A 24210-nucleotide genomic window follows, 5' to 3' on the forward strand; every position below is an offset into this window, starting at 1 on the left:
CCGGCAGGACAGAGGGGGGTGGGAAGGATCGCAACGGCTGAGGTGATTTCCCCACTAAAACTACACCCTTCTCTCCACCATCATCTTCTTGATCTCGGCGATCGCCTTGGCCGGGTTGAGGCCCTTGGGACAGGTCTGCGCGCAGTTCATGATGGTGTGGCAGCGATAGAGCCGGAACGGGTCTTCGAGGTTGTCGAGCCGCTCGCCCTTGGCCTCATCGCGGGAATCGATCAGCCAGCGATAGGCCTGCAGCAGCGTTGCCGGGCCCAGATAGCGGTCGCCGTTCCACCAGTAGCTCGGGCAGGAGGTCGAGCAGCAGGCGCACAGGATGCACTCGTAGAGGCCATCCAGCTTCTCGCGCTCCTCATGGCTCTGCAGCCATTCCTTGGCCGGCTCCGGCGACACCGTCTTCAGCCACGGCTGGATCGAGGCGTGCTGGGCATAGAAATTGGTGAGGTCGGGCACCAGGTCCTTGACCACCTGCATATGCGGCAGCGGATAGACCTTGACGGCGCCGGAAATGTCGTCGCAGCCCTTCGTGCATGCGAGCGTGTTGGAGCCGTCGATGTTCATGGCGCAGGAGCCGCAGATGCCCTCGCGGCAGGAGCGGCGCAAGGTCAGCGTCGGGTCGATCTTGTTCTTGATCCATAGCAGCGCATCGAGCACCATCGGCCCGCAATCGTCCATGTCGACGAAATAGCTGTCGATGCGCGGGTTCTCGTCATCGTCCGGCGACCAGCGGTAGATGCGGTATTCCCTGAGATTGGTCGCGCCTTCCGGCTTCGGCCAGGTCTTGCCCTGCTGGACCTTCGAGTTCTTGGGGAGCGTAAGTTCGACCATTGGCGTGCCTCTGAACGTGACCTTTTAATCGGCTTCTGGGTGCCAAATCAAGGCGCTATCTGGCATCGAACACTTGCCGCCGGTGTGCACCCTGGCATTAATGCGGCTCAGCCTCGGACGCCGCGGCCGTCCGTGCCGGTTTCAGCTGCCAGAATGATCTGACGAGCACATCCTCGGCATGGATCGCGTCATCGAACTGGCCCTGTCCAAGTGCCTGGACCAGCGTCGGTCGATCCCCAAGCAGCGAAACGCCAAGGGCAGCCTGGTCATTTGGGAGCGGCACGCCTAGCGCCTCCAGAATGGAGGGAAATACGTCAATCGTGCCCGAAAGCCCGGTATACGCCTTGGAGGGAATGCCATCGCCCGACAGGGAGAAAAAATTGCGCCGTTCAAACGTGTTCAGGCGATCCGTCACCGTGCTCGGCGCGCTGAGGTGGTCACTTTGCAACGCCAGAACGGTGTTCCTCATCAGACCTTCGGCCTCGGCTTTGTGGATGAAGTCTGCGACCAGCATGTTGGTGCATTTCACGGCATGGAGAATATTGGGGGCTTGTGGGGAAAGTCCTGTCTTGCCGATACATTTGTCAGTCAGGTAGCCATCCGGCGCATGCCCACCACTGACGGCGATCGTCAGCGAGACCGGTTTGCCGTCTCGGTTCGCGCGCCGCAAAACGTCGAAGCTCATGTCCAGAACCTGGGCGTCATCGGCGCCAAAAGAGCTGCCACGCCCACCGACGGCGGCCATCACTTCGGATCCCCCAAACAGCGATGAATAGCCATGGGTGGAATAGAATTCTCCCTGACCGGTGAAGCCGAGCGGCCAACCGGAAATGAAGTTCTGCTGATAGCCTCGCGCCTTCAGAACATCGCCCAGGCAGGTCAGGCCTGGCAGGAATTGCGAATTCTCCTCCATGTACTGGCGCGTTGTGAAATACGCTATTAGCAGCGGCGTTCCACAGTTGGCGGCGACCATCCCGGAGATGGAGTTGTTGGTGTAGGCAAGTTGCACCATGTTGGTCGCCGAAACGCCACGCCTGTCGAATTCGCGCAGCGGGCCCATGACGTCGCCGAACTCCGCCTCGTTCATGTAGGTGCGCTCGGCACTCTCGATGAAAATATGAATGAGGTTCCTTGGCGCGACGGTCTCCGACGCTGTTCCGGCCGGTTTTGTCAAAGAGGTGATATCGACGAACCGCTTGGACAGGAAATCATGCAGCGGGTTGAGATGGATCGCAGCCGCGATCGGGCGCGTCAGCATCGGGTTTGCCGCCAGGAAGAACGCCATCAAGGCAACGTCCAATCTTCGTGTCAGCGTGCCGCGCGCCTTCAGTGCGCCAAGGCCGAAAAAAACGACCAAAATGACCAGTATCGTGCTTCCCGTATTCAACAGACATTCGAGAACGACACCGGGCGTGAGAACTCCGGCGTCGACATGCATGAACATCGCGCCCCAATCGAAATAGCCGAAAACACTTTCGACGTAGACATAGAAAAGGAAGAGAAAACAAGGAATAAGCGACAAGTAGGCGCTGAACCACCTGCTTGTTGGCTGATCCGACCTGACCCCTTGGAGGCGATCCAGCAAGAGAAGCGAGCACAGAGCGCCCAGGCCAAGGACCGCCAGCAGCCTTTTCTCCTGAAGATAAACCAGCGACACGAGCCAGGTGAGCGACCCCACCGTAGCGACGCTGACCAATGATCCAATTGGCCAGCAACGAATAGCATGAAATCCGCGCATACTTCGCACTCGATCGACGATTTCCGAAGTGGATATCGAAAATCACTTAAAGCTATACTAAGGCAATGCTGATGAGCGCAAATATCAAACGGCCAATTACTTTCGAGATCGCTAATATACGTCGCTCAAAAGTGACCTCGGTTTTGGGCGAACGGCGTGCATGAGCGGTTCGACGTTTCCGTGAAACGGTGAACCGCTCTAAGCGCATTGTTGTGTGAGAGATGGACGGCCTCGTATTTCAGGCGAGCGCCGAAATTCTCGATCGGACGGGCCAGCCGGTCGATCTGTGCAAAGTCGACAGCGCCAGCCATATCGCAGAGGTCATCGAAAAGCGCGATAGAGACCGTGCGCCATCCGGCTTCGGTCAGGTTTTGCCTTGCTGGATCTTCGAATTCTTGGGGAGCGTCAGTTCAACCGTTACCTGCGGTCTTTTCGGATGACGAGCTTCAGCCCGGACCAGATTTCATTGACGGCGGCGACTTTCACATCGACCAGGTCGCGCTTCAGCGCCTCGGCGCGAACGACGCTCTCGGTGACGTCGGTCGGCACCTTCGATGCCTTTTTCGGCCAGGACACCCAGACCATGCCGTCGCGCTTGATCGCCGCTTCGACATCGCCGAGGCGATCCTCGATCTCGGCACGCTGCCGGGTGAAGGCATGGACGGCATCGTATTTCTGGGTCGTTCCCGAAATCTCCGACCAATCGGCCAGCCGGTCGACCGAAGAGAAACGCGCGGCATCCGTGAGATCGTCCAGGTCGTGGGGCAGCGCGATAAAGGCTGCGGTCATGCCGTCCTTCAGGCCGAGCTTGGCCGGAAGGGGCGTACCGGAATATCCTGCTGCCGCCGGCGCCATCGTCAATACACCCTGGCCTTGGGCGCGATCTTGGCGAGGCTGATGCCGCCGTCCTTTTCCGCCAGCAGCGGCTCGGTATGCACCGGCCGGTAGGACAGCGTCACCTTGCCGTCTTCGCTGAGCCGGGCCAGCGTATGCTTGCGCCAGGCCGTGTCGTCGCGTGCCGAGAAGTCTTCCCGCGCATGCGCCCCGCGGCTCTCCTTGCGCGCCTCGGCGCTGTAGACCGTGGTGATGGCGTTGGCCATCAGGTTCTCCAGTTCCAGCGTCTCGACAAGGTCGGAGTTCCAGATCATCGAACGGTCGACCACTTTGATGTCCTTCAGTTCGGTCCAGATTTCCGAAATGCGCTTGCAGCCATTCTCCAGCGATTCCTGCGTGCGGAACACCGCCGCGTCTTCCTGCATCGCCCGCTGCATCTTTTCGCGCAAGCTTGCCGTCGGCGTCGAGCCGTTGGCGTGGCGGAGCCGGTCGAAGCGGTCCATGATCTTTTCGACCGAGGCTTCGTTGGGCGCGGGGATCGCCGACTTGCGGTCGATGACCTGGCCGGCCCTGATCGCCGCAGCGCGGCCGAACACCACAAGGTCGATCAGTGAGTTCGAACCCAGCCGGTTGGCGCCATGCACCGAGGCGCAGCCCGCCTCGCCGACCGCCATCAGCCCGGGCGACACCTTGTCCGGGCTCCTTGGCGTCGGGTTGAGCACCTCGCCCCAGTAGTTGGTCGGCACGCCGCCCATATTGTAGTGCACCGTCGGCAGCACCGGGATCGGCTCCTTGGTCAGGTCGACGCCGGCAAAGATCTTTGCCGATTCCGAAATGCCCGGCAGCCGCTCGTGCAGCACGGCCGGATCGAGATGGTCGAGGTGCAGGAAGATGTGGTCCTTCTTCGGGCCGACGCCGCGCCCTTCGCGGATCTCCAGCGTCATGCAGCGCGAGACGACGTCGCGCGAGGCAAGGTCCTTGGCCGACGGCGCGTAACGCTCCATGAAGCGCTCGCCCTCGGAGTTGACGAGATAGCCGCCCTCGCCGCGCGCGCCTTCGGTGATCAGGCAGCCGGCGCCGTAGATGCCGGTCGGGTGGAACTGCACGAACTCCATGTCCTGCAGCGGGAAGCCGGCGCGTGCGGCCATGCCGCCGCCGTCGCCGGTGCAGGTGTGTGCCGAAGTCGCCGAGAAATAGGAGCGGCCATAGCCGCCGGTCGCCAGCACCACCATCTTGGCCGAGAAGCGGTGGATGGTGCCGTCGTCGAGGTTCCAGGCGACGACGCCGGTGCAGGTACCGTCCGGCTCCATGATCAGGTCGAGCGCGAAATACTCGATGAAGAACTGGGCGTTGTTCTTCAGCGACTGGCCGTAGAGCGTGTGCAGGATGGCGTGGCCGGTGCGGTCGGCGGCCGCGCAGGTGCGCTGCACCGGCGGGCCCTCGCCGTAATTCATCATGTGGCCGCCGAACGGCCGCTGGTAGATCTTGCCCTCCTCGGTGCGCGAGAACGGCACGCCATAGTGCTCGAGCTCGTAGACCGCCGCCGGCGCCTCGCGCACCAGATATTCCATGGCGTCGACATCGCCCAGCCAGTCCGAACCCTTGACGGTGTCGTACATATGCCACTGCCAGGAATCGGGACCCATGTTGGACAGCGAAGCGGCGATGCCGCCTTGCGCCGCCACCGTGTGCGAGCGGGTCGGGAACACCTTGGTGATGCAGGCGGTGCGCAGGCCCTGTTCGGCCATGCCGAGCGTGGCGCGCAGGCCGGCGCCACCGGCGCCGACGACCACCACGTCGAATTTGTGATCGACATAGGTGTAGGCGGAACCGGTGTTGGCTCCTTTTGCGTCCTTGGCCAACTCAGCCTCCGAATGCCAGCTTGAGCAGGGCGAAGATCGAGGCGACGCCGACCGCTATGGTGAAAAACGTATTGAGCGCGATAAGCGCCAGCTTCATGCCCTCGCCATGCACGTAGTCCTCGATGATCACCTGCATGCCGAGCCGCATATGGATGAGCCCGGAAATGAGCACCAGGGCCAGCACCAGCGCCACGAACGGATTGGCAAGCGCCGCCCGCACGTCCGCATAGTCGGCGCCGTTGAGCGCGATCAGGAAACCGACGAAGAACAGCGTCAGCGGGATGTTGGCGATGGCGGTGAGGCGCTGGCGCCAGAAATGTCCGGTGCCCTCGCGGGCGGAACCCAGGCCGCGGACTTTCGCCAGCGGCGTGCGCATGTCGGTCTTGCCAGTGCTCATGATCAGGCTCCCCGCGCCATATAGCCGGCGATCCAGATCAGCAGCGCGAGCAGGACCGAGCCGACCAGCGTCGCCCAGGCGATCTTCGAGGCCGTGTGCTTCTCCAGGCCGGCGCCGGTGTCCCAGACCAGGTGACGCACGCCACCCAGCATGTGGTGCATCAGCGCCCAGGTGTAGCCGAACAGGATGAGCCGGCCGAGCCAGGTGCCGAAGGCCCAGTTGACCCAGTCGAACGTCGGCTGCGAGCTTGCCGCCGCCATCAGCCATATGGCGACCAGCAGCGTGCCGAAATAGAGCGCGCCGCCGGTGATGCGATGGATGATCGACATCGTCATGGTGATCGGCGGCCGGTACACGGTCAGGTGCGGCGAAAGCGGTCTTGCGCGGGTGGCTGGTGATTTGCTCATGGCTCCCCCAGATCGGCGTCCCTGGAGCCTCAGGTGGAATGCGACTTCGGACAGCCGGTTTCTAATGCTCTTTTTGCACCGCGTCAAAGCCAGAAAACCGTTTCGAAAACGTAATTTAGTCTGACGAAAAGGCAGGCGCAGGCTTCAATCGATTAGCGGTGATTGGGCCGAAGCCGGCTCGCTATCGCTGCAGTGCAACATACCGGTCCGACATGGCCCCCAAGTCAGCGCTTACAGGTCACCGGCGTCGACCCAGCCTTCATGACCAACGCTTCGCGGCCATCGATCACAATCGCGTCATGCGCCTGCTGGTAACGGCTGTTCTGATTGGCCGGCGAGGCCTGCAGGTCTTCGCTGGTACCGTCGGACCCGAGAACATGCACCGAGCTGCCGAGATTCTCGATGGTCATCCTGCCGCCATCGGCGCAACTGTAGGTCGCGGTGCGCGGCTGCGGCGAGGTCATGTCGGTGACGGGGCCGCCCGCCGTGGCGGCTTGCGCCAGCGAGACCGACGTGGCGGTCCTGTTGCCGGCTCTCGGAGGATCATTCTGCGGTACGCAGGCAATGGCGACCAGAAGCGTCGACAGGACAAGCGTCACCCGAAACGTCCGGCCTGGCGCCATATGCTGTCCCTCCCGCGCGGCAAACTGGCCACGATGCGTTGCCAAGGTCAAGATCGTCAGACGCCGAGCTTGACGCCGGCCGCGATGGTGCGGCCAAGCATGGCCGAAAGATGGCCACCAGGCTTTCCACCCAGTCGGATATTAACCATGTTCACCGAGACATCGCCGCGAAACGCGCCGACCTCTTAACAAAGGTTAAGAAAAGGTTAATTTCTGATTCGAGGAGGCTTTCCCCTCTAAACAAGGAGGACGCCATGCGTTCGAACTCGGGAAGAATGCGCCTTGCGGCGCTCATCGTGGCGGCTTCCGTCGTTGGCCTGGCGGCGCCAGCGCTCGCCGGCGCACGCCACCACGACCGCGTCTACGCCGATTCGCTCGGCAATCTCGTCATCGACAGTGCCGCCGGCTACAAGCGCATCCTGGTCGGCGAAGGCAAATTGGCCAAGCAGCTGTCCGACTACACCAGCGCCGGCCAGCCCAAGGTGATCTACGAGAATGAATCGGACGAAATCACCGGCTTCGGCGATTGTTACCGGCCGCCGGTGTTCGTGAAAGGGCGCAGCTATATGTACGGGCTTGCTGATGGCGAGATGCCCGAGCTCAGCCCCTGCCAGTGATCCGGATCTAACCAGCGCCGGCTGTAATCTCTCTTCCGCCGGCCGGCCCGGCGGAGACACGCACACAATCGCGCCCGGCATTCTTCGCCTGGTAAAGTGCCTGGTCGGCGCGCCGCATCAGACCGGCAAAATCCTCGCTCGGATGAAGCTCGGCGACGCCGAAGCTTGCCGTGCAGCGATTGTCCACCGGCAGTCCATCGATGGGCAGCGCGCTGAAAGCGCTGCGCGCGCCCTCGGCGAACAGCCGGGCGGCGGCAAGGTTGGTTCCCGGCAGGATGATGGCGAACTCCTCGCCGCCGATGCGGCCGGCGACATGGTGGCCGGCGGCGGCCTCGCGCAGGAAACCGGCAAAGGTCTCGATCACCCGGTCGCCGGACGCATGGCCGAAGCTGTCGTTGACGGTCTTGAAATGATCGAGGTCGGCGATGACCAGCGCGACCGGCACGCCTTGCCGCACGGCGCCCAGCACTGCCTGCTCAGCGTGGCGGGCGAAACCGCCGCGGTTGAGCAGGCGCGAAAGCGTGTCCGTCTCCGACCTCGACGTCACCTCGGCGAGCACATCGCGAACCAGGATGGCCAGAATCAGCAGCGCCAGCGCCAAGCCAAAGACGGTGCCGAGCGACTGAGACACCAGCGCGTAGTTGCTTTGCAGATAGGCCTGCGGGTTGGCGCCCCAGCCGCCGAGCGCATGCGCGATGAACGGCTTTGAGGCAAACTGCAGCCCGCTGGCCGCCAGCACCGCCATCAGGATGCGGTCGAGACGGGCGTGCCTTTGCCTCGACGACCAGACGATCACGAGACCGATGAACTGCATGACCGCATAGGGAAGCTGGTAGGCCATCATGCGGGCCAGCGACTGGCGCGGCAGGTCCTGCACGAAGTACACCGCGACAGAGGTGGCGACGAGGAAGAACAGCATCTGCTTCCACGGTGGCGATACGCCGTATTTGTGCGCCAGCCCCCCATTGAAGGCGATGGTGGCGCCAAGGAACACCGCGAAGGCGGCGACGACCACCGGCCGCGCGTTGTCGAAGGCGGGGATGCTGAATTCGATGGCGAAATACACCATGCCCAGCAGATAGCCGAACGCCAGCCAGCGCGGCGCGGCGCGACCGGCCTCATGCAACGCGACCGCGATGAAGGACGCCGCCAACAGGCCGGCGACCGACACATTGATCAGCAGGATGAAATTGGCGCCGCTCATAGTCTTCCCGAACCCGCGCCGACAGCTAAGCATCGAGCGGCGAAGAAGACGTTAACGCTGGCCCGGCGGGGCGCGATCAGCCCACCTTGAGCGGCTCCGGCACGAACACCGTTTCCGGGCGCTCGTAGGACAGGCGCACGCTGTCGCGGCCATTCTTCTTGGCCTTGTAGAGCGCATCGTCGGCACGGCGCATCAGCGGCTCGAGCGCCTCGTCGCCGCTGCGGGCCGCCACGCCGAAACTCGCTGTCACCTTGGTGCCGGCAGGAAGCCCGTCGACCTGGCCGGCCGAATATACCGTGCGCACGGCTTCGGCGAACAGCCGCGCGGCAGCGAGATCGCTCAACGGCAGCAGCACGGCAAACTCTTCGCCGCCGATACGCCCGGCAACGCCGCGCGTCCCGGCGGCCAACCGAAGCTTGGCAGCGAAGTCGGCGATCACGCGATCGCCCGCCGCATGCCCATGTACGTCGTTGAGCGCCTTGAAATGATCGAGGTCGGCCAGCACCAACGCGACCGGGAAGCGGGCCGTGGCGCAGTGGCGCAACAGCTGCATGCCTCGTTCCTCGAAGCCGCGGCGATTGAGAAGACCCGAAAGTGGGTCGGTGTAGGTCTCGGTCTTCAGCGCCTTCATCACGTCAAGTGCCGCGGCGGAGAACAGGCAGAGCGCAATCAGCAGCGACAGCAGTGCATGCGACAGCAGCGCGGTCGTCCAGTAGGACGAGGCATAGAAGCCGTCATAGCTGGTGAAGGGTCCGTGCGCGATGACGACGACAAGGGTGCGCACGAAGAAGTTCAGGCCCGACAGGAGCGACAGCACGAACAGGATGTTTTCGGTCGGGCCATTGCGGCGCACCGGGCGCAGTTCGGCGGCGACCAGAAGACTGATCCCGCCGAAAGCGAAATTCATCGCCAGGATGCGCCAGGTGAGATCCGGCGCGACGAACAGGAGCCAGCAAAACGACGCCAGGCCACCGCCGGCCAGTACGCCGATCCCGACATAGGGCACCTTGCGGCCATAACGGTGGATGATGGCGCTGGACAGGCAGCAACCGGCAACGGTGAAGCAGATATTCGACGTCAGCTTGGTCAGCTGCATGCCGAAGGGCAAGGTGAAATACTGCAACAGGAAGCCGACCGCCGAGAGACCGTAGCTGATCGCCAGCACGGCGAGATACGGGCGGTGGCGTTGATAGGACCATAGCACGAGGAAGGCCGCGCCGAGTGCCAGCGCGATCGTCGGATTGAGCAGCGCTATCAACAGGCCGGTGTCCAAAGGACTGTGACTTCCCCTCGCTTACGTCAGGGAAGACCTTAGGGTGCAAGCCCAAACAAGCAGTTAAGCGAAAGCTGAATATGCAACGGAGCGGATGAAAAAGACCCCGGAGCCGCAAGGCGGTCCGGGGTCTGGTATGCATTAGAAGCCGAAGGCTCCAGCGTTATTTCCACTCGCGGATATCGACGAAGTGGCCGGCGATCGCCGCCGCCGCCGCCATCGCCGGTGACACCAGGTGGGTGCGGCCCTTGAAGCCTTGCCGGCCTTCGAAATTGCGGTTCGAGGTCGAGGCGCAGCGTTCATGCGGCTTCAGCCGGTCGTCGTTCATGGCAAGGCACATCGAGCAGCCCGGCTCGCGCCAGTCGAAGCCGGCGGCAACGAAGATCTTGTCGAGGCCTTCGGCTTCCGCCTGTTCCTTGACCAGGCCGGAGCCCGGCACGATCATCGCATCGACGTGCGGGCTGACAGTCTTGCCTTCAACCACCTTGGCGACGGCGCGCAGATCCTCGATGCGGCCATTGGTGCACGAACCGATGAAGACGCGATCGAGCGTGATGTCGGTGATCCTGGTGCCCGGCGTCAGCCCCATATAGTCGAGCGCGCGCTGCTTGGAGGTGCGCTTGTTTTCATCCGAGATATCGTCCGGGTTCGGCACGATGCCTTGCACCGACACGACATCCTCGGGCGAGGAGCCCCAGGAAACGATCGGCGGCAGCTTGGCCGCGTCGAGCACGATCACCTTGTCGAAATGTGCGCCTTCGTCGGACTGCAGCGTCTTCCAGTATTCCATTGCCGCATCCCACGCCGCGCCCTTCGGCGCGCGCGGCTTGTCCTTGACATAAGCGAAGGTCGTCTCGTCTGCCGCGATCAGGCCGGCGCGCGCGCCGCCCTCGATCGACATGTTGCAGATCGTCATGCGGCCTTCCATCGACAGCGCACGGATCGCCTCGCCGGCATATTCGATGACATAGCCGGTGCCGCCGGCGGTGCCGATCTCGCCGATGATGGCGAGGATGATATCCTTGGCGGTGACGCCATCGGGCAACTGGCCGTCGACACGCACCAGCATGTTCTTGGCCTTGCGCTGGATCAGCGTCTGCGTCGCCAGCACGTGCTCGACCTCGGACGTACCGATGCCATGCGCCAGCGCGCCGAAGGCACCGTGGGTCGAGGTGTGGCTATCACCGCAGACGATGGTCATGCCGGGCAGCGTAAAGCCCTGCTCCGGGCCGATGATATGGACGATGCCCTGGCGGATATCGTTTTCCGAATAATACTCGACGCCGAAATCCTTGGCATTCTTGGCCAGCGCCTCGACCTGGATGCGGCTTTCCTCGTTCTTGATGCCGAACTTGCGCTCGGGCGAGGTCGAGACATTGTGGTCGACCACGGCCAGCGTCTTTTCCGGATGCCGGACCTTGCGGCCGCTCAGGCGCAAGCCTTCGAAGGCCTGCGGGCTGGTCACTTCATGGACGAGGTGGCGGTCGATGTAGAGCAGGCAGGTGCCGTCGTCCTGGCGGTCGACGACATGGTCGTCGAAAATCTTGTCGTAGAGGGTGCGCGGTGCGCTCATGTGCATAAATCCGTCGATATGAGAATGGGGAAGAGCAGATGCCGGATCACCGGTCCGGCGAAACGACCTGGACAGGTCGGCCTAGGGTAGTCGGCTGGTCAGCGCGCCGGAGACGCGCGCGGAGAAACGCGACGGCAGGCGTTTTCTGTCCTGCAGCACGAACCCCTTATAGGCCGGATCGCCAAAAAGCTCTTCCATGGCGTGGCTCATACCAATGTTTTGGCTTTTCGGCAATTGGAAGCTGCCGTCGCAGGACGTAGGTTCCTCTCCCCTCACATCACCTCAAAAACGAAGGTCTTCACCAGCGCATCGGGCTCGGCGATCGCATAGCAGCGAAACCATGGGCTTTGCTCGACCTGCCGCCATGTCTTCGCCTGCTCCAACTCGTCGAACACGGCCTGGAAGCCGCCGCTGTCGAACACTTGGTCGCGCACGGTGAAGACGGCGTGGCCGCCCTTCCGGGTGATGCGCACCAGCTCATGCAGGCTCGAGGCCGGCGCATGGCTGATGGTGAAAACGCCGGTTGAGAAGAAAGCGCGGAAATGGCCATCCGGCCACGGCAACGGCCCGCCCAGCATCGCTTGCTTCAGCTCGCTGTAGGCATTGCGGCTGCCGGCGATTTTCAGCATGTCGTCGGAGAGGTCGAGCCCGGCAATGTCGCGGTAGCCCAGCGCCTGCAGCGACGGGCCCGACAGGCCGGTGCCGCAGCCGGCATCGAGCAGCGGTCCGTCGCCCGCCGGCACGTGGCGGGCCACCCAGGCGGTGATCAGGAAAGGCAGGAGATAACCGAGCGAAGCCGTCTCGCTGTCATAGGTCGCGGCCCATGCTGCATAGGCCTCGGCCAGCGCTTCCGGCGTGTCGGCCGTGTAGACGGTATCAAGCGCCGCATTGGCTTTGTCGACAATCATGTGACCTCCTCATTCGAGATATGGAGACAAGGATCGTAGCGCCGTCTTCACTCAAAAACTATTCTTCGTGCTGGCGGCGCAACCGCCGTTCCAGCGCCCGCAAGGCCAGCGATAGGCCAACGGTCAGGATGAGATAGATGTAGGCGACGATCGAATAGGTCTCGAAGAAGCGGAACGAGCCGGCGGCATAGACCTTGCCCATCTGCGTGATGTCGGCGACGCCGAGCACCGAGACCAGCGAGGAATCCTTGACCAGGGCGACGAAATCATTGCCGAGCGGCGGCAAGATGGTGCGGATCGCCTGCGGAAACACGATCAGCCGGAAGCGTTGAGCGCGTGTCAGGCCGAGCGCCTTCGCCGCCTCGATCTGGCCCTTCTCGAGGGCCTGGATGCCGGCGCGAAAGACCTCCGAGATGAACGCCGAATAGCCGATGGTCAGCGCCATGATGGCGCGCCACAAGAGCGACACGTCGCGCACCAGCAATTCGCCCACGAGGCCGGCATCCTGCAGCGGTGCGGTCAGGGCATTCCAACCCGCGACGAAGGCCGGCGCACCGACGAAGGCGATCCAGAACAACAGCACCAGGATCGGCACGCCGCGGATGATCTCGACATAGAAGCGGGCGATCTGGCGCATCAGGCGCGAGCCCGACAGGCCCATCAGCGCGATGCCGAGGCCAATGCCAGACGCCAAAACGAAGGCAATCACGGTGACGAAAACGGTGATGCCTATGCCCTTGGCGACGGTGGCGAAGACCTGGGCGTAGAGGTTGCTGGTGGCAACGAAGACGGCCACCGCAATCGCGATGGCCACGGCCACGACCAGCCACCAGGGGAAGTCGGATTTTGAGGTAGAAGCGGCCTGCATCAGAAGGATTGCACCAAGGCACCCCCCTCTGTCCTGCCGGCAATCTCCCCCGCAAGGGGGGAGATTGGCAGCTCCGGAGGCAGTGATTCAACATTGGCGATTGGCGAAAGCGGGGGCGACATCTGATTTCCCCCCTTGCGGGGGAGATGTCCGGCAGGACAGAGGGGGGTAGGAAGAAACGATGTTCGTGCAAGTTTCAGCGCGCTAGAACCACCCCACACCCGCGCCAAGACGAACTACTGCCCCATCTTGTAATCAAGGAACCATTTCTTGTTGAGCGTGTCGAACGTGCCGTCGGCCTTGAGCGCCGCGATTGCCGCGTTGACTGGCTTCACCAGATCGGAGCCCTTCGGAAAGATAAATCCGAAATCCTCGGTGCCCAGCGGCCCGCCGATCAGCTTCAGCTTACCGTCGGAGGCATCGACATAGCCCTTGCCCGCGGTACCGTCGGTCAGGACGACATCAACGTCGCCGGACTTCAACGCCTGCACCGTCGCACCAAAAGTCTCGAACAGTTTGATGCGCGGATTCTGCTCATTGCCGTCGAGCACGCTGTAGACGGCGGTGTAGAAGGGCGTCGTGCCGGCCTGGGCGCCGACCAGCCCGTCCTTGAAGGAGCCGAAGGTCTTGGCGTCCGTGAAGCGGCTTTCGTCGCCGCGCACCAGCATGAACTGTTCCGAGCGCATATAGGGGTCGGAGAAGTCTACCTTCTGCTTGCGGTCGTCCTTGATGGTGATGCCGGTCATGCCGATATTGTACTGGTTGTCGGAAACTGCCTGGATCATCGCGTCCCAGGAGGTGTTCTGGTACTCGACGGTGAAGTTCAGCCGCTTGGCGATCTCGTTCATCGCATCATATTCCCAGCCGATCTGTTTTCCCGTCTTGGCATCGATGAACTGCAGCGGCGGATAGGCGTTTTCGGTCACCACCACCACCTTCTTGCCGCCGAGATCGGGCAGCGCCTGCGCCAAGGCGGCAACGGGCGTAAGCATGAGGGCAAGCAGGCCGGCCAGCAGCAGTTTCGATTTGGTCATGACACACTCCCCGGAAGTGAAAGCGCCCGGACATCGGCCGGGCTTGCAGGAAAATCCGGCGCCGACTTTAGCTTTCCGCAAGCGTCATGCAAGACGGTCCACTGCGTCGGCGCACGTGAAAACGGATTCCATTGCCTTCTATCCGGGGATTCCTGGACGATCGCCGTGGTGTCCCGTCAATCGGCGCTCGCTTCACGCAAACCGTCGATCAGCCGGGTCAGGGAGCGATGCAGGGATTTCAGCTCGTCGCTATCAAGCGGCGAATGGCACCGCATCGCGGCCGACACCGCCTTGGCGCCCTCGCGCAGTGCTTTGCCCTGAGGCGTCGGTTCGACCAGCACCCGGCGTTCGTCGGCGGCATCGCGCCGGCGCGTGACCAGGCCGTTCGCTTCCAATCGCTTGAGCAGTGGCGTCAGCGTTGCCGAATCGAGCCCCAGCGCGTCGCCGAGTTCGCCGACCGTGCGCGGTGCATGTTCCCACAGCGCCAGCATGGTCAGATATTGCGGGTAGGTCAGGCCGAGCGGCTCGAGCAGCGGCCGGTAGAGCCGTGTCATCAGCCCGCTCGCCGAATAGAGCGCGAAGCACAGATGCTGGTCGAGCTTCGGTATCCCGGCGAAATCCCCCGGGATGTCCAGGTGCGAAGGGATCGTTCTGGTGGTCATGCTGCCTTTGCCGGAAGCGCCGTTGCCGAAAGCGCCACCTCGATGTTGCCCTTGATGGCGTTGGAATAGGGGCAAACCTCATGCGCTGCCGATACAAGCGCTTCCGCCGCCGCCTGATCAAGACCTTTCGTCTCGGCCGCCAGCGAAACGCCGAGCAGGAAACCGCCCTGGCCATTCGGATGCAGGCTGACATTGGCCGTCACCGAGGCATCCTGCAGCGGCAGCTTCTGCTTGCCGGCGATGAAGCGCATGGCGCTTTCGAAGCAGGCGGCATAGCCGGCGGCGAAAAGCTGCTCGGGATTTGTGGCGCCGCCCTTGCCGCCAAGTTCCTTCGGCATGGCAAGGTCGAGGCTGAGCAGGCCATCGCTGCTCTGGACGTGGCCGGCGCGGCCGCCGACGGCGCGGGCCTGGGTGGAATACAATGCGGTCATCTCGTTTCTCCATTTATATAGCACACGATTGTTTAGTGCACGATATAATTGGAGTCAATCGCGGATATCCTGCCAACGCATGGATCCTGCAAACGAAAAAAAGGCGGCCGAAGCCGCCTTTTCTACAAACATGATTGGCGAAAAACTTATTCGGCGGTCTCGGCTTCCGCGGCCTTGGCTGCCTCAGCCTCGGCGGCTTCCTTGGCGGCCGTCTCGGCGGCCAGAGCCTCGGCGGCTGCCACCTTCTCGGCCTCTATACGGGCCTTCTCGGCGTTCAGCGCATCGCGCTCGTCATCGTTCAGCTTGCGGGCGCGCACGCCGGTGTTTTCCGAAATACGGGCCGACTTGCCGCGACGATCGCGCAGATAGTAGAGCTTGGCGCGACGCACCTTGCCGCGGCGGACGATCTCGACGCCTTCGACCATCGGCGAGTAGACCGGGAACACGCGCTCGACGCCTTCGCCGTAGGAGATCTTGCGGACGGTGAAATTTTCCTGGAAGCCGGAACCGGCGCGGGCGATGACGACGCCCTCATAGGCCTGGACGCGGGTGCGGGTGCCTTCGGTCACGCGGACCTGGACGCGCACGGTGTCGCCGGGCTGGAATTCAGGAAGCTTGCGCTTGGCTTCGATCTTGGCGGCCTGCTCGGCCTCGAGTTGACGGAGAAGATCCATCTCAAAAATCCACTTCTTGTTCTTCCGACAGCCAGAGCGTCCGACACTCGCCTTGCAGTTCCAATGACCGCTCGGCTATGCCCTTTATCGAAGACATCGGTGTCCAAGACATCGGGCAGGGGCGACTACACCGTCATTGTTGACGGGTCCGGCAGAATTTTTCTTGCCGGTACGGGCGGGCACATACAGCTATTTCAGCGCTTTGTCACGCCTGACCCCGAGTCTTTTTTGCCTGCATGGCACCATCATAACCTTCCGGTGCCGGGTTGCGTCCGTATGCCAGGCTTCCTAAGCCGGGCGCAGCACAGTTTTTCGCGGCGGCCTTACATGTCTATCTTCGACGCCATCCTGCTTTTCCTGGCGGGCTTTCTGTCAGGCGCCGCCAATGCGGTCGCCGGTGGCGGCACCTTCATCACCTTCGGCGCCATGACATTGGTCGGCCTGCCGCCGATCGTCGCCAACGCCACCTCCTCGGTGACGCAGTTTCCAGGCTACATCACCTCGACGCTCGCCTACTGGGATGACATCCGCCATTTCTGGCGTGGCGCCTTGCTGCTCTGCCTGATCTCGGCGGTCGGCGCGCTGGCTGGCGCGCTGATCCTGCTGGCGCTCGACAATCCGTCCTTCCGCGTCCTGGTGCCGTGGCTGCTCCTTGGCGCAACAGCCCTGTTTGCCGCCGGGCCGTGGCTGAAACCGGCGCCGAAGCCGGGGCACGAAGCAGCGGTGGGCTCACTGACCGGTTCATTGGCGCAGTTCATCACCGCCGTCTATGGCGGCTTCTTCGGCGCCGGCATGGGCGTCATGATGCTGGCGACGCTCGGCCTCACGCAAGCCGGCGACTATCACCGGCTGAACGCGCTGAAGAACATGCTGGCCATTGTCATCGCCGCGGTGGCGATCGTCGTCTTCGTCTCGGGTGGCGTTGTCGCCTGGCCGCAGGCGATCATCATGATCCCGGGCGGCGCGCTGGGCGGCTATGCCGGCGTCTGGATCGCCAAGCGCGTGCCGCAGAACGCAGTGCGCGGCTTCGTCGTCGCCGTCGGCCTGTTCCTCGCCTTCTACTACTTTAGCAAAGGCTGAGCGCCGGGCAGGTCGGGCCGCCGCTCTTTCGTCAGCGCCTCGGACTCCGCCCGCCGCCAGGCAGCGATCTTCTTGTGATTGCCTGATATCAGCACCTCGGGAATCTCGCGCCCCTCGAATTCCTGCGGCCGCGTGTAATGCGGGTGTTCGAGCAGGCCGTTCTCGAAACTCTCCTCTTCGCCCGACACCGCGTTGCCCATGACGCCGGGCAACAGCCGCACCACCGCGTCGAGCAGCACAAGGGCCGCCGGCTCACCGCCAGAGAGGATGAAATCGCCGATCGAAACCTCTTCCAATCCGCGCGCCTCGATCAGCCGCTGGTCGACGCCCTCGAAGCGGCCGCACAGGATCACAGCGCCCGGCCCGGCGGCGAGTTCGCGCACGCGCGCCTGCGTCAACGGCTTGCCGCGCGGGCTCATCAGCAGCCGTGGCCGCGCGTCGCCTTCCGGCGAAGCATGGTCGATAGCCCTGGCCAAAACATCGGCACGCATCACCATGCCGGCACCGCCGCCGGCCGGCGTGTCGTCGACGGTGCGATGGCGGTCGGTGGCAAAGTCGCGGATCTGGATCGCTTCCAGCGACCATGTGCCACCTTCCAGCGCCCGGCCGGCCAGCGACAGGCCGAGCGCGCCCGGAAACATCTCGGGATAGAGCGTCAGCACCGATGCTTTGAACGTCACCGGTTGCCCCCGGCGTCGCGCGGTCCGCGCGGTCTGCCCTTCGGATCGAAGTCTTCCTCGCGCGGCGCATCGCCATCCTCGTCCTCGAGCAGCCCGGCCGCCGCCGGGTCGACGCGGACAAAGCCCTCGGCGATCGACACATCAGGCACCGCCGCCTGCGTGAACGGGATCAGCACGCCCTTGCGCCCGCCCAATGTCACATCGAGAATGTCGCCACCGCCGAAATTGTGCACGGCCACGACCTTGCCGATCGCAGCACCGGCATCGTCCCGGACCTCCAGACCGACCAGGTCGGCATGGTAGAATTCGTCCTCCTCGCCATCGTCGGGCAGCATCGAGCGGTCGACAAACAGTTCGGTGCCGGCGAGCGCCTCAGCTGCGTTGCGGTCGGCAACACCCTTGAAGCGGACAACGACGACGGTGTTGGCGGGCCTGATGTCGATGATCTGGAAGGCGCGGCCGTCCCTGGCATAGAGCGGCCCATAATCGGCCAGCGCCAGCGGCTCACCGGTGAAGGTCTTGACCCGCAATTCGCCCTTGATGCCGTGGGCGGCGCCGATCACGGCCATCTGGACGGGGTTTTGGGGCTTGCTCATGGCGCGATATCCTTTGGCTTTGCTCTAACGCTCCCCGATTGTCATTTCAATGACATGGCTCTTCACCGGTTCCTAACCCGGCTGCCGGAAAATGGCGGCTGATGCATGTCGCCCAAAAGTGGAGCCCGGTTTTGGGAAGACGACATGCATAAGGACAAATACATGTCGCCCAAAAGTGGCTCCTGGTTTTGGGACAACGGCATGCATGAAACAAAGTTTGGAAGCACGCCATGCAGGAATTCCTCATCCCGGCAAAACCCGACCTCCAGGCGGTGCGTGAAAGCTGGCTGAAGATGCTGGCGCGCGAACGCCGGCTGTCGCCGGAAACCGTCGAGGCCTATGAGCGCGACACGCGGCAGTTCCTGCATTTCCTCACTGGCCATTGTGGCGGCTCGCCCGGCATTTCGGACATCGCCAATCTGCGCCCGGCGGATCTGCGCGGCTTCCTCGCCGCCCGCCGCAACGCCGGCGCCGGCGCCCGCACGCTTGGGCGCGGCCTGGCCGGCATACGTTCGCTGCTGCGGTTCCTCGAACGGCGCGGCCTCGTCAACGCGGCCGGTGCGGCAGCCTTGCGCGCGCCGCGCCAGCCCAAATCGCTGCCCAAGCCACTGACGGCAAGCGATGCCAAGCATGTCGTTTCCGTGGAAGGCCAACTGGCGGAAGAGCCGTGGATCGCAGCCCGCAACGCCGCCGTGCTGACGCTGCTCTACGGCTCCGGCCTGCGCATTTCCGAGGCGCTTGGCCTCGCAGCTGCCGATCTGGCCTTGGCGACCGACACCGTGCTGCGCGTCACCGGCAAGGGCGGCAAGACGCGGCTGGTGCCGGTGCTGCCAGTGGCGCTGCGGGCGATCGCCGAATACCGCCGGCTCTGCCCCTATCATCTCGACCCGAAGGGCCTTTTGTTTCGGGGCGCGCGCGGCGGCCCGCTCAATCCGGCCATAGTCCAGCGCGACATGGCCAAGCTGCGCTCGGCGCTCAACCTGCCCGATACCGCGACGCCGCACGCGCTGCGCCATTCCTTCGCCACGCATCTGCTCGGCCGCGGTGGCGATTTGCGCACCATCCAGGAGCTCCTAGGCCACGCCAGCCTGTCGACGACGCAGATCTACACCGGCGTCGACACTGCCAGGCTGCTCGAAATTTATGAGTCTGCTCACCCAAGGGCATGATCATTTCGTCATCCCTGGGTGAAGCAGCCGCGCAGCGGCGTCGCGAAGACCCTGGGATCCATGCCGCGATCTCAGCCGAAGAATGCCGCGGACCAGAATTCTGAACCGTGGCAGCGCTTTGAAGTCGCGGCATGGATCCCGGGGTCTGCGCCGCGTCGCTGCGCTCCTTGCTCTGCCCCAGGATGACAAAGCGATGGGCGTTTTCGCCAATTCACCAAGGCATGCGGTTTGGTCAACGCAAATAGACCCGTCAAAACGCCTGCGCCGAGTAGCTAGGACCGGTCGAAGACAATTTTGCAGTGCCGATTAACCGTTTTGCCGCTTTTTGCGCCTAGACCTGACCATGATCCCGAAAAGTGGGACCGGTTTTCGGAAAAGGTCATGGTCAAACATGAAGACAGCGTCATGAAACGCGTCATCGCCATCGCCGACCGTGCAGCTTCCGTGTCGCTTAAGCTGCTTGTCGCGCTCAATGTCCTGTTTTTCCTGTCGTTCCTTGCCGTATTGCTGCTCGCGGCCGGCAGGGCGCATGCCGAGATCCCCACCTGCACCGGCGCCGACATGCTGTCTGCCTTGCAGAAGAGCGATCCGTCGGCCTATCAGAAGATCGAGACTGAAGCCGCCGCCACGCCGAACGGCAAGGGCCTGCTGTGGAAGCTGGAGAAGCCGGGCGAAAAGCCGTCCTTCCTGTTCGGCACCATGCACATGACCGACCCGCGCGTCACCGCGCTGCCGCCAGCCGCGCAGAAGGCCTATGACGCCGCCGCCACCATCGTCATCGAAACCACCGACGTGCTCGACAAGCAGCAGATGATGGCGGCGATGCTCAAGGAGCCGGACCTGATGATGTTCACCGACTCCACGACGCTGTCGTCATTGCTGTCGCCCGACGATGCGGCGGCCATGAATGCCGCACTAGACGCGCGCGGCATCCCGCCGGCGACCGTCGCCAAGATGAAGCCATGGATGCTCTCGGCCATGATGGCGCTTCCGGCTTGCGAACTCGCCCGCCAGTCCGGCGGCGCCCCGGTGCTCGACGTCAAGCTGGCGGAGGGTGCCAAGGCCGCCGGCAAGCCGGTTGAGGGATTGGAAACGGCTGCCAGCCAATTGCGCGCCATGGCCTCTTTGCCACTGGCCTTTCACATGAAGGGGCTGGTCGACACGCTGAAGCTGGGCGACAAGGTCAACGACATCAACGAAACCATGATCGTTCTCTACCAGCGCGGCGACACCGGCATGTTCTGGCCACTGTTCCGTGCGGCCATGCCTGACGAGCAGGACGACCCCGCCGGCTATGCCGCGTTCGAGGAAACCATGATCACCAGCCGCAACAAGGTTATGGTCGATCATGCCCAGCCGATCCTGGCCAGGGGCAATGCCTTCATGGCGGTCGGAGCCCTCCACCTTCCCGGTCCCGAAGGCCTGGTCGAGGATTTCCGCAAAGCCGGCTATACTGTCACCGCTGTCAACTGAGTCGCCGCATGGTGGTGGAGGATCCGGGCGTCGCGTTTTCGGCGTTTTCCTCGACTAGTGTGAAACCCATTCGACGGTAACGCGTTGATGGCTGTTGTTTGATGTTTTTCATCCACGGAGGACACTTTTATGGCGAACACACCGAATCCAAACGACCCGTTCAATTCGTCCACCAACGCTCCTCGCCCAAGCGGCGGTGGCAGCACCTGGCTGATTGTTCTGGTCGTCGTTATTCTGGCGGTTGTCGCGTATTATGTTTTCGGAAGAAGCGGCGGTGAGCATCCGGCACCTGCCGAGGCGCCGGCGGCCAGCACACCGGCACCTGCGCCGGCTCCTGCAGAACCTATGAAGCCAGCCGAACCGGCTCCGGCCGCGCCCGCTCCCGCGGCGCCTGCCCCCGCGCCCGCACCGGCTCCAGCGCCTGCGCCGGCTCCTGCCGCACCGGCCAACTGATCAGGCTCGATATCAAATACGAACGGCCCGCCAAAAGGCGGGCCGTTTTGTTTGGGGAGCTTCTTCTGGCAGCAAAATGGTATGCCAAGCGTCGAACCGAGGGCTGCGTTTCCTAGATGTGGATCGGCTTGAAGAAGGTCGCCAGCGCCGCCTCCTTGACCGCTTCCGACATCGTCGGGTGTGCATGGCAGGTGCGGGCAAGATCCTCGGACGAGCCGCCGAATTCCATCAGCACCGCCGCCTCGTGGATCATCTCGCCGGCGCCGAAGCCGACAATATGGACGCCGAGCACGCGGTCGCTTGCCTTGTCGGCGAGGATCTTGACGAAACCGTCGGTGTGCAGCATGGCGCGCGCCCGGCCATTGGCGCTGAACGGAAACTTTCCCGCCTTGTACTCGATGCCGGCCTTCTTCAATTCCTCCTCGGTCTTGCCGACCGAGGCGATTTCCGGGCTGGTGTAGACGACGCTCGGAATGACGTCATAGTTCACATGGCCGGCCTGGCCGGCGATGGTTTCCGCCACCGCCACGCCCTCGTCCTCGGCCTTGTGTGCCAGCATCGGTCCGGCGATGACATCGCCGATGGCGTAGATGCCGGGCACGTTGGTTCTGAGATGGCCATCGGTCGTGACCCGGCCACGCTCGTCGACCTCGACGCCGGCTTCCTTGAGCCCGAGAGTGTCGGAATAGGCGCGGCGCCCGGTGGCGATCAGCACCGCGTCGGCCTCGATGGTCTCGGCAGCGCCACCCTTGACCGGCTCGAAGGTGACGGTCGCGCCCTTCTTGGCCTTGGCGACACCGGTGACCTTGGCGCCGAGCTTGAACTCGAAACCCTGCTTCGACAGCATTCGCTGGAACTGCTTGGAGACCTCGCCGTCCATCCCGCCCAGTATGGTGTCGAGAAATTCGACGACAGTGACCTTGGCGCCAAGCCGCGCCCACACCGAGCCGAGCTCGAGGCCGATGACACCGCCGCCGACCACCACCAGATGACCGGGCACTTTCTCCAGCGACAGCGCGCCGGTCGACGACACGATCACCTTCTCGTCGAAGTCGACCTTGACGCCGGGAATGCCGGCGACATCCGAACCGGTGGCGATGACGATGTTCTTGGTCTCGATCTCCTCGACCTTGCCGTCCTCGCCGGTCACCGAGACTTTTCCCGCGGCGATCACCTTGCCGGTGCCGCGGAAGCTGTCGATCTTGTTCTTCTTGAACAGGAAGGCGACGCCGTTGACGTTCGACGCCACTGTCGCGTCCTTGTGCGCCATCATCTTCTTCAGGTTCAATTTCGGCGCGGCGATCTCAACACCGAGCGTGTCGAAGGAATGGCCCGCCTCGGCGAACATCTCGGAGGCATAAAGCAGCGCCTTGGACGGAATGCAGCCGATGTTGAGGCAGGTGCCGCCGAAGGTCGCGTTCTTCTCGACCACCGCCGTCTTCAGCCCGAGCTGCGCCGCCTTGATGGCGCAGACATAGCCGCCCGGTCCCGATCCGATGATAACGACGTCATAAGCCATGATACTGTCCTTCTTGATTGGGGCTCAGCGGCCGCCGCTTACATTCAGGATCGCGCCCGTCGTATAGGACGCGGCGTCGGATAAAAGATAGAGAACCGCACCAGCGACTTCATCAGCAGTTCCGGCTCTTTTCATCGGAAGCGTATCCTGGATCAATGCCACCCGGTCCGGCTGCCCGCCCGAGGCATGGATGTCCGTATCGATGATGCCCGGGCGCACCGCATTGACGCGGATGCCTTCCAGCGCCACCTCGCGGGCGAGCCCGATGGTGAACGTGTCGATGGCGCCCTTGGAGGCGGCATAGTCGACATAGTTGTCCGCGGCGCCAAGCACCGCCGCAGCCGACGAGATGTTGACGATAGCGCCACCCTTGCCGCCGTGACGGGTCGACATGCGCTTCACCGCCTCGCGGGCGCAGAGGAACGAACCGACGACATTGATGCGCATCATGCGCTCCAGCCGCGAAAAATCCATCTCGTCGACGCGAGCCTTGGCGTCGACGATGCCGGCATTGTTGACGAAGGCATCGAGCCGGCCATAGGCGCGGTCGACGGCACCGAACATAGCAACGATATCGGCCTCGACGCCGACATCGCCCTTGACGGCAAGAGCGTCGCCGCCGGCGGCCTGGATCTCTGCGACCAGCGCATCGGCGGCGTCCTTATTCGCAGCGTAGTTGACCGCGACGCGGTAGCCGGTCTTCGAGCCGAGCCGGCAGATCGCGGCGCCGATGCCGCGGCTGCCGCCGGTGACCAGCAGCACCTTTTGCGTATCGGTCATTCCTGGCATCCCTTCAAGGCAAACACATCCCACGGCACTTTCGAAAATCCATTGCCGCCATAGGCCGAGGATTGACGCAACGACTGCCCAAGATCCGGCAGGATCAGCGTCTTCGGCGCCTCGACGCCTTCGGCCGGCAGCAGGCCGATGCTGCCCTTGTCATCCGACGTGTAGATGACGCCGTGCCAAGCCGTACAGGCGGCGAGCTCCTCGCCGGTGACGTCGCCCTCGGGGCATTTGTACATCAGCACGCCGTTCGGCCGCGACACGCCCTCGTTCCACATGACGATGCCGTTCAGCACCACATTGTTGTCGAGGATCACCCGGAAGCTGTTGGTGACGGTCGCTGAGGTGCCGGTCGGGCTAAAATCGATCTCACTGCCGCTTTGGGCCTCGCCATAGACGGCGAGTTCGATCGGGCAGGCTGCGATTGTGGCGGAGCCGGTGAACAAAACAGCCAGAGATCCCGCTAGGCATGCGATGGCGGACGACAAGGGGCTTTGCATCGCGGCGAC

The 24210-nt window shown here is 63.4% G+C and carries 26 protein-coding genes; 5 read left to right on the forward strand and 21 right to left on the reverse strand.

Features of this window, described 5'->3' with window-relative positions; translation table 11 throughout:
- Positions 1-60: 60 nt before the first annotated feature.
- The gene (locus AC1DYW_RS00005; protein WP_379023766.1) at positions 61-840 is read right to left on the reverse strand and encodes a succinate dehydrogenase iron-sulfur subunit; all 780 of its coding nucleotides are present in this window, start codon (positions 838-840) and stop codon (positions 61-63) included.
- Positions 841-937: 97 nt separating this feature from the next.
- A complete protein-coding gene (locus AC1DYW_RS00010; RefSeq protein ID WP_477224695.1) occupies positions 938-2362 on the reverse strand; it encodes a sulfatase-like hydrolase/transferase in 1425 nt (474 codons plus the stop codon).
- A gap of 437 nt (positions 2363-2799) precedes the next feature.
- Between AC1DYW_RS00010 and AC1DYW_RS00015 the strand changes: the two genes are divergently transcribed.
- Positions 2800-3018: a hypothetical protein gene (locus tag AC1DYW_RS00015; protein WP_477224696.1), complete on the forward strand. Its 219-nt coding sequence runs from the start codon at positions 2800-2802 to the stop codon at positions 3016-3018.
- On the opposite strand, the gene AC1DYW_RS00020 is transcribed toward AC1DYW_RS00015, so the two are convergent.
- The 5 genes from AC1DYW_RS00020 to AC1DYW_RS00040 form a co-directional block, all read right to left on the reverse strand.
- Positions 2996-3433 (reverse strand): DUF3052 family protein, encoded by a 438-nt coding sequence (locus tag AC1DYW_RS00020; protein WP_477224697.1) that lies wholly within the window; start codon positions 3431-3433, stop codon positions 2996-2998. The two genes, AC1DYW_RS00015 and AC1DYW_RS00020, sit on opposite strands and share 23 nt — an antisense overlap.
- Positions 3434-3435: 2 nt before the next feature.
- Positions 3436-5274, reverse strand: a complete 1839-nt coding sequence (sdhA, locus tag AC1DYW_RS00025) for a succinate dehydrogenase flavoprotein subunit (protein ID WP_477224698.1) — start codon at positions 5272-5274, stop codon at positions 3436-3438.
- Between the two features lies 1 nt (position 5275).
- Positions 5276-5671, reverse strand: a complete 396-nt coding sequence (gene sdhD, locus AC1DYW_RS00030; protein WP_477224699.1) for a succinate dehydrogenase, hydrophobic membrane anchor protein — start codon at positions 5669-5671, stop codon at positions 5276-5278.
- A gap of 2 nt (positions 5672-5673) precedes the next feature.
- The gene (sdhC, locus tag AC1DYW_RS00035) at positions 5674-6078 is read right to left on the reverse strand and encodes a succinate dehydrogenase, cytochrome b556 subunit (RefSeq protein ID WP_477224700.1); all 405 of its coding nucleotides are present in this window, start codon (positions 6076-6078) and stop codon (positions 5674-5676) included.
- A gap of 224 nt (positions 6079-6302) precedes the next feature.
- Positions 6303-6701 carry a hypothetical protein gene (locus AC1DYW_RS00040; protein WP_477224701.1) on the reverse strand — a complete coding sequence of 133 codons (399 nt, stop codon included), beginning with the start codon at positions 6699-6701 and terminating at the stop codon, positions 6303-6305.
- A 254-nt stretch (positions 6702-6955) separates the two neighbouring features.
- Here AC1DYW_RS00040 and AC1DYW_RS00045 point away from each other — a divergent pair, with 254 nt between their 5' ends.
- Positions 6956-7318 carry a hypothetical protein gene (locus AC1DYW_RS00045; protein WP_477224702.1) on the forward strand — a complete coding sequence of 121 codons (363 nt, stop codon included), beginning with the start codon at positions 6956-6958 and terminating at the stop codon, positions 7316-7318.
- Between the two features lie 7 nt (positions 7319-7325).
- On the opposite strand, the gene AC1DYW_RS00050 is transcribed toward AC1DYW_RS00045, so the two are convergent.
- The 9 genes from AC1DYW_RS00050 to rplS all read right to left on the reverse strand — a co-directional run bounded on the left by AC1DYW_RS00050 (position 7326) and on the right by rplS (position 15945).
- Complete coding sequence (locus tag AC1DYW_RS00050; protein ID WP_477224703.1) at positions 7326-8522, reverse strand: GGDEF domain-containing protein; 1197 nt, start codon at positions 8520-8522, stop codon at positions 7326-7328.
- A gap of 76 nt (positions 8523-8598) precedes the next feature.
- Positions 8599-9795, reverse strand: coding sequence for a GGDEF domain-containing protein (locus tag AC1DYW_RS00055; RefSeq protein WP_477224704.1), 1197 nt, complete (start codon positions 9793-9795; stop codon positions 8599-8601).
- 163 nt (positions 9796-9958) lie between these two features.
- Positions 9959-11368, reverse strand: a complete 1410-nt coding sequence (gene leuC / locus AC1DYW_RS00060) for a 3-isopropylmalate dehydratase large subunit (RefSeq protein WP_457150746.1) — start codon at positions 11366-11368, stop codon at positions 9959-9961.
- 272 nt (positions 11369-11640) lie between these two features.
- The gene (locus AC1DYW_RS00065; protein ID WP_477224705.1) at positions 11641-12276 is read right to left on the reverse strand and encodes a class I SAM-dependent DNA methyltransferase; all 636 of its coding nucleotides are present in this window, start codon (positions 12274-12276) and stop codon (positions 11641-11643) included.
- 58 nt (positions 12277-12334) lie between these two features.
- A complete protein-coding gene (locus tag AC1DYW_RS00070; RefSeq protein ID WP_477224706.1) occupies positions 12335-13144 on the reverse strand; it encodes an amino acid ABC transporter permease in 810 nt (269 codons plus the stop codon).
- Positions 13145-13380: 236 nt separating this feature from the next.
- Positions 13381-14178 carry a transporter substrate-binding domain-containing protein gene (locus tag AC1DYW_RS00075; protein WP_477224707.1) on the reverse strand — a complete coding sequence of 266 codons (798 nt, stop codon included), beginning with the start codon at positions 14176-14178 and terminating at the stop codon, positions 13381-13383.
- A 176-nt stretch (positions 14179-14354) separates the two neighbouring features.
- The gene (locus AC1DYW_RS00080; RefSeq protein ID WP_477224708.1) at positions 14355-14840 is read right to left on the reverse strand and encodes a MarR family winged helix-turn-helix transcriptional regulator; all 486 of its coding nucleotides are present in this window, start codon (positions 14838-14840) and stop codon (positions 14355-14357) included.
- On the reverse strand, positions 14837-15271 hold the full coding sequence (locus AC1DYW_RS00085) for an organic hydroperoxide resistance protein (RefSeq protein WP_477224709.1): 435 nt from the start codon (positions 15269-15271) through the stop codon (positions 14837-14839). Before AC1DYW_RS00085 ends, AC1DYW_RS00080 begins: the two co-directional genes overlap by 4 nt.
- A gap of 146 nt (positions 15272-15417) precedes the next feature.
- Positions 15418-15945, reverse strand: a complete 528-nt coding sequence (gene rplS / locus AC1DYW_RS00090) for a 50S ribosomal protein L19 (RefSeq protein WP_477224710.1) — start codon at positions 15943-15945, stop codon at positions 15418-15420.
- 327 nt (positions 15946-16272) lie between these two features.
- Between rplS and AC1DYW_RS00095 the strand changes: the two genes are divergently transcribed.
- Positions 16273-17025 carry a sulfite exporter TauE/SafE family protein gene (locus AC1DYW_RS00095; protein ID WP_477224711.1) on the forward strand — a complete coding sequence of 251 codons (753 nt, stop codon included), beginning with the start codon at positions 16273-16275 and terminating at the stop codon, positions 17023-17025.
- On the opposite strand, the gene trmD is transcribed toward AC1DYW_RS00095, so the two are convergent.
- Complete coding sequence (gene trmD, locus AC1DYW_RS00100; protein WP_457150740.1) at positions 17007-17705, reverse strand: tRNA (guanosine(37)-N1)-methyltransferase TrmD; 699 nt, start codon at positions 17703-17705, stop codon at positions 17007-17009. The two genes, AC1DYW_RS00095 and trmD, sit on opposite strands and share 19 nt — an antisense overlap.
- On the reverse strand, positions 17702-18301 hold the full coding sequence (rimM, locus tag AC1DYW_RS00105; RefSeq protein WP_477224712.1) for a ribosome maturation factor RimM: 600 nt from the start codon (positions 18299-18301) through the stop codon (positions 17702-17704). Before rimM ends, trmD begins: the two co-directional genes overlap by 4 nt.
- 230 nt (positions 18302-18531) lie before the next feature.
- Between rimM and AC1DYW_RS00110 the strand changes: the two genes are divergently transcribed.
- Both AC1DYW_RS00110 and AC1DYW_RS00115 read left to right on the forward strand, forming a co-directional pair.
- Positions 18532-19470 (forward strand): tyrosine recombinase XerC, encoded by a 939-nt coding sequence (locus AC1DYW_RS00110; RefSeq protein ID WP_477224713.1) that lies wholly within the window; start codon positions 18532-18534, stop codon positions 19468-19470.
- Positions 19471-19875: 405 nt separating this feature from the next.
- Complete coding sequence (locus AC1DYW_RS00115) at positions 19876-20943, forward strand: TraB/GumN family protein (protein ID WP_457150756.1); 1068 nt, start codon at positions 19876-19878, stop codon at positions 20941-20943.
- A 565-nt stretch (positions 20944-21508) separates the two neighbouring features.
- Here AC1DYW_RS00115 and lpdA read toward each other — a convergent pair.
- The 3 genes from lpdA to AC1DYW_RS00130 are packed head-to-tail and all read right to left on the reverse strand — an operon-like array spanning position 21509 to position 24201.
- The gene (gene lpdA / locus AC1DYW_RS00120; protein ID WP_457150737.1) at positions 21509-22915 is read right to left on the reverse strand and encodes a dihydrolipoyl dehydrogenase; all 1407 of its coding nucleotides are present in this window, start codon (positions 22913-22915) and stop codon (positions 21509-21511) included.
- 24 nt (positions 22916-22939) lie between these two features.
- Positions 22940-23695 carry an SDR family oxidoreductase gene (locus tag AC1DYW_RS00125; protein WP_457150736.1) on the reverse strand — a complete coding sequence of 252 codons (756 nt, stop codon included), beginning with the start codon at positions 23693-23695 and terminating at the stop codon, positions 22940-22942.
- Positions 23692-24201, reverse strand: coding sequence for a hypothetical protein (locus tag AC1DYW_RS00130; protein ID WP_477224714.1), 510 nt, complete (start codon positions 24199-24201; stop codon positions 23692-23694). The genes AC1DYW_RS00125 and AC1DYW_RS00130 overlap by 4 nt, the downstream gene beginning before the upstream one ends.
- Positions 24202-24210: the final 9 nt, after the last annotated feature.

Source organism: Mesorhizobium sp. P2_D5, from assembly GCF_056404355.1.